Source organism: Brevibacterium rongguiense (assembly GCF_009857845.1).
Lineage (GTDB): Bacteria > Actinomycetota > Actinomycetes > Actinomycetales > Brevibacteriaceae > Brevibacterium > Brevibacterium rongguiense.
The window spans coordinates 1-8,704 of record NZ_WWEQ01000085.1; the positions used below are offsets into that span (position 1 = coordinate 1).

Sequence of the window (8,704 nt, forward strand, 5' to 3'; positions counted from 1 at the left end):
CGGGCCGGGGCCCCGGGACCGGGTGCGGCTGCGGGGCCGGCTGGGAGCGCGGAGCTGGCTCAGGCATCGAACCTCCGGGGCACCTCGGCGAGGTCGAGGCCGGCCGGGTCCATGCCCGCGGTGAGGGCGAGGGCGGCCTGGACGGCCGGCCGCGGCGGCCCGGCCAGGCGCAGCCGACCGCCGCTCAGCTGTGCGCGGCCGTCGCCGCAGACAGCGCCGTCGCCGTCCACGCGTGCTTCCGGCAGCGCCTGTGCCAGCTGCGCGAGGTCGGCGACGACCGTGTCGGGGCGGGCCTCCGGTGGCGCGGTGAGCGCCGCGTGCACGTCGTCGATGCCGGTGAGGACGAGGGCGCAGGCGAAGCCCGCGGCGCGCGCGGCCGCCATGTCCGTGCTCAGCCGGTCGCCCACCATCAGCGGCGAGCGGGCGCCCAGGCGCTGCGCGGCGCGGATGAGCATCGTGGCGGCGGGCTTGCCGATGACGGTGGGCTCCACGCCGGAGAACCGGGCGACGATGTCGACGAACGTGCCGTTGCCGGGCAGTTCGCCGTCCTCCGTTGGCACGCTGGGGTCCGGGTTCGTGGCCCAGGAGCGCGCGCCGCCGCGGATCGCGCGGATCGCGGCGGTCAGCCCGTGCCAGCCGATGTCGCGGTCGAACCCGTGGACGACGGCCGCGACGTGCGGCGGCGCCTCGTCCCCGGCCGGCGGGGTGCGCACGGCCAGGCCCGCGGCCGCGACGAGCTCGCGCAGGGCGGGGCTGCCCACGACGAGGACGGGGGTCCCCGGGTCCAGCTGGGCGGCGAGCTCGGCGGCGGCGGCCTGGCCGGAGGTCATGACGTCCGCATCCGCGAGCTCGACGCCGAATCCGCGCAGGCGCTCGGCGACGCGCGCCGCGGGGTACGCCGCATTGTTCGTCACGAAGCAGTACGGCAGCCCGGCCGCGTGCCAGCGGCCCAGGGCCTCGGCGGCGCCGGGCACCGCGGCCCGCCCGGTGTAGACGACGCCGTCCAGGTCGAGGAGCACGGCGTCGTGGCCGCCTGCCACTTCGAGGGCGCTCACAGGCCGGCGCTCACAGGTCGAACAGGGGCGCGGTCATCTCGTCATCGCCCTCGTCGTCGGCAGTGCCGTCGGCAGGGCCGTGCGCGGTGGGCTCGGCGTCTTCCCGCGCTGTCTCGCCGGCGGCGGCCTGCGCGGTGCCGGTGCCGGCATCAGTGCCGGCGCCGGTTCCGGTGCCGGCGGACTGCCCGTCTGCGGCGTCCTCGGCTGCGTCCTGCGCTGCACCGGCAGCGGCGGCGGGGCGCGCGTCCGTGCCAGCGTCCGTGCCAGCGGTCGGCGCGGCGGCCGGGGCGCCCTCGGGTTCGTCTGGCGCTGCAGGGGGCTCGGCCGGCGCCCCGTCGGAGCTGGCCGATGCCTCGGCGGGGTCGACCGCTGCCTGGACGGGCTCGGCGTGCGGCTGCGGCTCGGCGGCGCTGGCCTGCGCCGCGGCGGGGTCGTCCTGGCCGTCGGCGGGCGCGGCGGGCGCACCGGTCCGGTCGGCGGTCTCGGCGCCCGGCTCGGCATCGTCGATGCCCGCCTCGGCGAGGAGCTCGTCGAGTTCGTCCTCGACCTCCTGCTCGAACGACCGGGCGCCCTGCGCCGGTTCCCCGCCGGCCGGCGCAGCGGCCCTCCGTGCCTCGGCTCCCGGATCCGCGGCGAGCGCGGCGGCGGCAGCGGCGCCGGCGCGGGCCTCGGCGGCGGTGTCCGCCTCGACGCCCTCACCGGTCGCCTCACCGGCGGCGGAGTCCGCGTGGCGCAGTTCGCCCACGGCGGTTTCCTCGCCGCCATCGGCCGGCAGCTCCTCGTCCTCCTCTTCGACGGTCATGATCTCGACGTCGGCGTTGGGATCGGGCTCCTCGTCGCCGAACGGGATCTCATTGGACGCGGCGGTGCGACGCGCGAGCTCCTCGTACTTGTCCCCCGTCTCCCGGTCGCCGTCGATGCGCAGGAGATCGGCGTAGGCCGCGAGCAGGCGCACGGTCTCCGCCGGAGCGTGGCCGGTGAAGTTCTGCTCCTCGATGAGCCGGCGCGCCGCGGCGACATCGCCCCGGTCGGTGTGGGCACCGGCTGCGACGATGACGAGCTCGGTCCAGGCCTCATCGGAGAGGGCCGAGCGGTCGGCCTCCGCGAAGGCCTCGAGCGCCTTGTCCGGCTTACCCCGGCCGCGCTCGGAGTCGGCCAGCAGCGCCACATTGTCCTGGGATCCCGTGATGCGGCGGTGGGTGCGCAGCTCGCGGATGGCCTCGTCGTACTTCTCGAGGGCGTAGGCGACGATGCCCATAGCCTCGCGGACCGCGCCGATCCGACCGGCGCGCGTGACTGCCGCGGTCGCATGGGCGTAGGCGGCCTCCGGGTCCGTGTCGACGAGCTGGCCCGCGGCGACGAGGTGCTGGGAGACCTTCTCCGCGTTCTCCTTCGTCAGCGAGCGCAGCCGGGCTCGCGTCTCGCCGTCGAGTTCGCGGCCGGTGATGCCCTCGGGGATCTCCGGTTCGCGCGGCCGCTTCGCCCGGTCGCCGGTGTCGCGGCGCAGGGGGGTGCGGCTGTCGCCGCGCCCGGGCTTGTAGGGGCGCTCCTCGCGGTCATCGGAGCGACGGTCATCGCGGCGCCCCGGGCGCTCGGGGCGCCCGCGCCGGTCATCGCGCTGGAAGCCGCCGCGCCGGTCATCCCGGCGCTCGCCATCGCAGCGGCCGTCGCGGCGCTCACCATCGCGGCTCCCGCGGTAACCACCGTCGCGGCGCTGGCCACCGGAGCGGTCGTCTCTCTGGAAGCGGTCGTCGCGGCTGTCACCGCCGGCGCGGCGGCTGTCCCGGTCGTAGCCGCCGGAGCGCCCTCCCCCCCGGTGGTTGTCACGGCCGTAGCCGCGGTCATCGCGCTGGAAGCGGTCGTCGCGTTGGAAACCGCCCTCGCGGCGCTTGCCGCCGAAGCCGCCCCCGCGCTCACCGCGCTGGGAGTTCCCGCGCCGATCGTCCCGGCCGCGTTCGCCATCGCGCCCACGGTAGCCGCCCTCACCGCGCTGGCCACCGGACCGGAAGCCGCCGGTGCGCTCGTCACGGCGATCGTCGCGGCTGTAAGCGCCGGAGCGCCGTTCGCCGTCGCGGCGGCTATCACCGTTGTAACCACCGGTGCGCCGTTCGCCGTCGCGTCGCTCGTCACGGCTGTAGCCCCCACGGCGATCCTCGCGCTGGAAACCGCCGGAGCGCCGCTCGTCGCGCTGGAAGCTCCCGCGCCGCTCGTCGCGGCGCTCGCCATCACGGCCCCCGCGGTAGCCGCCATCGCTGCGCTGGCCGCCGGAGCGGAAGCCACCGGAGCGCTCGTCGCCGCGATCGTCGCGGCGGTAGCCCCCCGAGCGCCGGTCATCGTCCTGGCCGTAGCCGCGGCAGTAGCCCCCGGAGCGCTCTCCGTCGCGGCGGCCATCGCGGCTGTAGCCCCCGCGCCGGTCATCGCGCTGGGAGTTCCCGCGCCGGCCGTCCCGGTCGCGTTCGCCGTCGCGGCCGCGTTCGCCGTCGCGGCCGCGGTAGCCGCCCTCACCGCGGGGGCCACCGGACCGGAAGCCACCGGAGCGCTCTCCACTGCGGCCCCCGCCCGAGCGCGAGTCCGAGCGCCCGCGGTCGCTGCGCGAGTCGCCGCTGCGGGGCCCCGAGCCTCCCTGCCGGCGGTCGGCCCGGCCATCGTCGCGGCGCTCGCCGCGGTCGCGACCGGCGTTGCTGCTCTCGGAATTCGGCACTGCTCTCCCCTGGGGACGTGAAACGGGTGATCGGCTCAGTCTATCGGCTCGGCGGGGCGCGCACTGCCGCCCGCACGGGGCACAGCCTGCGGCCCGCCGCTGCGGGATCCGCGCGCTCGGGCCCCACCTCCAGCACGGACCTCGCCTTCCGCACTGGCCTTACCTCCCGTACTGGCCGCTCCGCCCGCACCGCCCTCACCTGCCGCGCGGCGTTCGCCGCCCAGACGGCGCTCGTTCTCCGGCCGCGCCTCGCGGTCGGCGCTCGCACCGGTCGCCGCGGTGCCCGGCGCCCGCCAGCGGCGCAGCAGCACGGGCGCGAGCATGCCGTGGAGGACCATGCTGCCCACCACGGTGAACACCATGGCCGTCAGCGCATCCCGGCTGAGCTGACCCGGCAGCTTCGTATAGGCGAGCAGCCCGAAAACGATCGTGGCGGCGCCGCGCGGGCCCACCGCGCCCAGGAGGGCGCGGTCCCAGCGCGCGATGTCCGAGCGCAGCAGGGAGACGTAGACGGGCAGCATGCGGAACACGGTGAGGGCGAGGACGGCGATGAGGACGATCGGCCAGTCGAACCCGTCGGCGACGACGATGGGGATCATGGCCCCCAGCGCGAACCACACGAAGTTTGCCGCGAGCGTGCCCACCTCGTCGACCAGGAGCAGCTCCGCGGGGGGGGGCACCGCGTCGCCCGCGGAGCCGGAGCGGGTCAGTCGGAACGCGATTCCCGCCACGAACGCCGCGATGAAGCCGTTCGATTCAAGCACCGGCAGCAGCGCGATGCCGAACGCCAGCAGCGGCACGAGCAGGGCGACAAACCGGATGCCCGAGGCGTCCGCCCACCCGCGCGAGTGGGCCAGGCGGGCGAGCCAGCCGAAGGCGGCGCCCAGGGACACGCCCACCGCGAGCGCGAGGAGGGTGGCCGGCAGCGCGCCGATGAGCGCCTCGCCGAACTCCTCGAGGTGCTGCTCGATCAGCCGCGCACTCTGCTGGGACACCTCGGCGGCCTCCCCACCGGCGGTGTCGAGCGCCTGGGCGACGAGCGAGAGCGCGATGGCCATGCTGAACACGGGCGAGACGAGCCCGTCGTTGTAGCCGCTCTCGACGTTGAGGATGCGCCGCATGCGCGCCGGGATGCGATCGCTGCGCAGGAGGGCGGCGGCCGTCGCGAAGTCCGTGGGCATGACGACGCACGCGATCGCCAGCAGCGCGAACGCGTCCACCTGCGGCAGGAGGAACCATCCGGTGGCGACGACGAGGACGAGCGAGAGCGGCAGGGCGATGTGCACGAGGCGGCCCACCGTGCGGCCCTCGCCGCCGAACACGCCGCCGCGCACCTCGGAGGCGTCGATGAACAGGAGCACGGCGAGCACGAGCTCGACGCAGCGCTCGGCGGCCTCGGACCCGGCGGCCTCGCGGAACGCGCTCACATCGGCGCACGCCACCAGTGCGCCGACGGCCGCCAGCGCGGCGGGGCCGGCGATGCCGGTGCGCTCGAAGCGCCGCGCGACGAGTGCCCATGCGGCCACGGCACCGAAGCCGGTGAGCAGGATGAACGACATGGGAGCCTTTCGGACGCGGTGGACCGCTGGGCGCGGTGGGCCTCTGGATGCGGACGCGGTGGGTCTCTGGACGAGGGCGGGCGCACGCGGGCGCGGCACATCATCCTATCGCCGGCCCGCGCCCCGCCCGGTGCTGCAGCGGGCGGGGCGGGTGTGCCTACGATGGCACTACGCCACGCGAAGGGAGCGCTCATGACCGCCATCGACCTGCCGCCCATCGGCATGGGAACCTATGGCCTCAACGGCACCGCGGGCAGGGATGCCCTCGTCACCGCGCTGCGCGGCGGGTACACCCTGCTCGACTCGGCATTCAGCTACGAGAACGAGGGCGCGGTGGGCGCCGCGGTGCGCGCCTCCGGCATGCCGCGCGAGGCCATCACGGTGACCTCCAAGCTGCCGGGTCGCCACCACGCCTACGACGAGGCGCTGCGCACCGTCGAGGAGTCCGTCATGCGCATGGGCCTCGATCACATCGACCTCTACCTCATCCACTGGCCGAATCCGCGCATCGACCGCTACGTCGACGCGTGGCGGGCGCTCATCGAGGCGCGCAGGCGCGGCCTCGTCGCCCACATCGGCGTGTCGAACTTCCTGCCGGACCACATCGAGCGCCTCGAGGCCGTCACCGGCGTATCGCCGGAGGTCAACCAGATCGAGCTCCACCCCTATTTCCCCCAGCTTGAGCAGCTCAAATTCGACGCGCAGCACGGCATCGTCACCGAGGCGTGGTCGCCGGTGGGCCGCGGCAACGATGTGACGGAGGCCCAGCCCGTGCGCGAAGCGGCCCGGGCCCACGGCATCGAGCCGATCCAGGCGGTGCTCGCCTGGCACCTGGCCATCGGCTCGCTGCCGCTGCCCAAGGCCGGCAGCGCCGAGCACCAGCAGCAGAACCTCGCCGCCGCCCAGGTCCAGCTCACCGCGGCCGAAGTGCGGGCCATCTCCGCGCTCGGGCGCCCCGATGGCAGGCTCAAGGACCAGGATCCGGCGGTCTACGAGGAGTTCTGAGCCGGCTCAGAGCTCGGCGAGCAGCCGCGGGATCACCTCTTCGAGGTCGCCGCGCTCCACGCGCTCGGCCGCACGGTCATAGGGCGTGGGCTCGGCGTTGGCGATGATGCCCCGGGCACCGGCCTCCAGCGCGATGGGGAACAGATCCGCCGCGGGCGTGACCGTCAGCGAGGTGCCCGCGGCGATGAGCACGTCGCACGCCTGCACGATGTCGATCGCATCGGTGACGACCTGCGGATCGAGCGCCTCTTCGAAGAGAATCGTGGTGCCGCGCACGATCCCGCCGCAGCGCGCGCAGTGCGGGTCCGCCTCGCCGGCGCGCACCCGCTCGATCATCTCGGCCATGGGCCCGGTGGCCCGGCAGTCCTCGCAGCGCCAGGCGCGCATGCTGCCGTGCAGCTCGCGCACGAGGTGGGCGGGCGTGCCGGCCAGTTGGTGGAGGCCGTCCGTGTTCTGGGTGACGACGCCGCTGACGGTCCCGCGCTGCGCGGCCTGCGCGATCGCCAGGTGCGCGCGGGTGGGCGCGGAGTCCCAGACGGGTGACTCTGCTCGACTGCGCCAGACCAGGCGCCGCACGTCCTCATCGCCCAGGTACCAGGAGAGCGTCGACATCCGCTCGGCGCGCGGGTCCTGCGTCCACAGGCCCTGGGGGCCGCGGAAGTCCGGAATGCCGGCGCCGGTGCTGAGCCCCGCGCCGGTGAGCAGTGCGATGCGCATATCGCCACCCTAGCGGTGTGCCCCGCCCGCCGAGGCGCCCAGCCCGCAGGCGCCGCTCGGCGCCCACCGCTTCATCGCGGCCCCGGTCGGGCTAGGGACGGCCGTGCGCGCTTCTGCTCGCAGGGCGCGCGATGCCGACTCGCGTGCAGTGTGCCGCGAGTGCGCGTTGACTCGAGTGCACTGTCACTCGAGTGCGATGTGCCGCGAGTGCGCCGTGCCGCGGGCACTGCGCCTGGCGTCCGATGTCCCCGCGCGCGGCACTCGCGCACTGGATGCGAGCGTCATGGATGAGAGGGCGCCAGGTGGGCGAACTCGGCCATGAGCTCCGCCGCGGTCTGCTCGCGGCAGGCGCGATACCCCTCTCCGGCCCACATGTTCATGATCTCCGGATCGGCGCCGGCCGCGCGGCGCAGCGGGCCGGTCATCGTGTTGACCTCCGGGTAGCCCACCACCTCCGCTGAGCTCAGCCGGCCGATGAAGCGGTTGCGCAGCCCGCGGGCGGGCCGTCCCGAGTACGTGCGGGTGAGCACGGTCGCACGCTCCCCGGCCAAGAGGGCGGCGCGGTGGGCCGGTTTGGTGGCGGCCTCGGCGACGGTGAGGAACCGGGTGCCCAGCTGCACGGCATCGGCGCCGGCAGAGAGCACGGCCGCAGCGGCGCCCGCATCGGCGATGCCCCCTCCGGCGACGAGGGGCAGGGCGGTGCTGGCGCGCACCTGCGCCACGAGGTCGGTGAGCGCAGTGCTGTCCGGCTGCGCGGACTGATCGTGGACCGCGCGGTGGCCGCCGGCCTCCGGACCCTGGACGATGAGCGCATCGATCGGCAGCGCACCCGCCGCGCGGGCTTCGGCCGCACTCGTCACCGTCGCGGCACAGGCGGTGCCCACCCCGTGGAGCCGGTCGAGGTCGGCGCGCGCGGGCAGGCCGAACGTGAAGCTCACCAGATCCACCGGATCGGCGACGAGCAGCGCGAGCTTCTCGCCATAGGAATCGTCCGTGGGCTGAGGGGGAGCCGGAGGCTCCACGCCCAGCTCCTCGGCCAGCGGGCGCAGTGCGCGCGCGTAGTCGGCTACGGCGGAGGGGTCGCTGCGCACGGCCTCCGGGACGAAGAGATTCACGTGGAACGGCCGCTCCGTCAGCGCCCGCAGCGCCCCGATGTTGGCCGCCAGCTCGGCGGTGGAGAGGTAGCCCGCGGGCAGCGAGCCCAGTCCGCCCGCGGCGCACACGGCCGCCGCGAGCTCGGGGGTGACGGGGCCACCGGCCATCGGAGCCTGGACGACGGGAACGGCGAGCTGCGCAAGGGAGAACATGCAGCCCACGATAGGCGCTGCACCGGCGCGGTGCCGTACCGGGCAGCGACGGACTCTGCCCTCGAAGGGCGTCATCGGCCGCACGGGCGATACGCCCGGGCCAACCGCACCCGACCAGCAACCCACGGGACAAAACAAACACCCCCCCGGGGGCAAAGAAAACACCCGGGGGGCAAACCAAGAAAGGGGGGCCCGACCACTGCACCAACGCAGCGACCAGACCCCCCCTTTTGGAAGAGGATTGCGGCGGCGACCTACTCTCCCACACCCCCTCGGGTGCAGTACCATCGGCGTGATCAGGCTTAGCTTCCGGGTTCGGAATGGAACCGGGCGTTTCCCCAACACTCTCACCACCGCAAA

At 75.0% G+C, this 8,704-nt stretch carries 6 protein-coding genes and 1 rRNA gene; 1 reads left to right on the forward strand and 6 read right to left on the reverse strand.

Going from position 1 to position 8,704, the window contains the following annotated elements:
• Positions 1–59 precede the first annotated feature (59 nt).
• Genes GSY69_RS12985 through GSY69_RS12995 form a run of 3 tightly spaced genes read right to left on the reverse strand, consistent with a single transcriptional unit; the run spans position 60 to position 5,315 of the window.
• Positions 60–1,055 (reverse strand): HAD-IIA family hydrolase, encoded by a 996-nt coding sequence (locus GSY69_RS12985; RefSeq protein ID WP_160954261.1) that lies wholly within the window; start codon positions 1,053–1,055, stop codon positions 60–62.
• 10 nt (positions 1,056–1,065) lie between these two features.
• Complete coding sequence (locus tag GSY69_RS14270; RefSeq protein WP_202411110.1) at positions 1,066–3,756, reverse strand: hypothetical protein; 2,691 nt, start codon at positions 3,754–3,756, stop codon at positions 1,066–1,068.
• Between the two features lie 35 nt (positions 3,757–3,791).
• Positions 3,792–5,315, reverse strand: a complete 1,524-nt coding sequence (locus GSY69_RS12995; RefSeq protein WP_160954262.1) for a cation:proton antiporter domain-containing protein — start codon at positions 5,313–5,315, stop codon at positions 3,792–3,794.
• 192 nt (positions 5,316–5,507) lie between these two features.
• On the opposite strand from GSY69_RS12995, the gene GSY69_RS13000 reads away from it, so the two are divergent.
• Positions 5,508–6,320 (forward strand): aldo/keto reductase, encoded by an 813-nt coding sequence (locus tag GSY69_RS13000; RefSeq protein ID WP_202411111.1) that lies wholly within the window; start codon positions 5,508–5,510, stop codon positions 6,318–6,320.
• Between the two features lie 6 nt (positions 6,321–6,326).
• On the opposite strand, the gene GSY69_RS13005 is transcribed toward GSY69_RS13000, so the two are convergent.
• The 3 genes from GSY69_RS13005 to rrf all read right to left on the reverse strand — a co-directional run bounded on the left by GSY69_RS13005 (position 6,327) and on the right by rrf (position 8,702).
• A complete protein-coding gene (locus tag GSY69_RS13005; RefSeq protein ID WP_160954264.1) occupies positions 6,327–7,037 on the reverse strand; it encodes an SIR2 family NAD-dependent protein deacylase in 711 nt (236 codons plus the stop codon).
• Between the two features lie 281 nt (positions 7,038–7,318).
• Positions 7,319–8,344, reverse strand: a complete 1,026-nt coding sequence (locus tag GSY69_RS13010; RefSeq protein WP_160954265.1) for a nitronate monooxygenase — start codon at positions 8,342–8,344, stop codon at positions 7,319–7,321.
• 241 nt (positions 8,345–8,585) lie between these two features.
• A 5S ribosomal RNA gene (gene rrf / locus GSY69_RS13015) occupies positions 8,586–8,702 on the reverse strand.
• Positions 8,703–8,704: the final 2 nt, after the last annotated feature.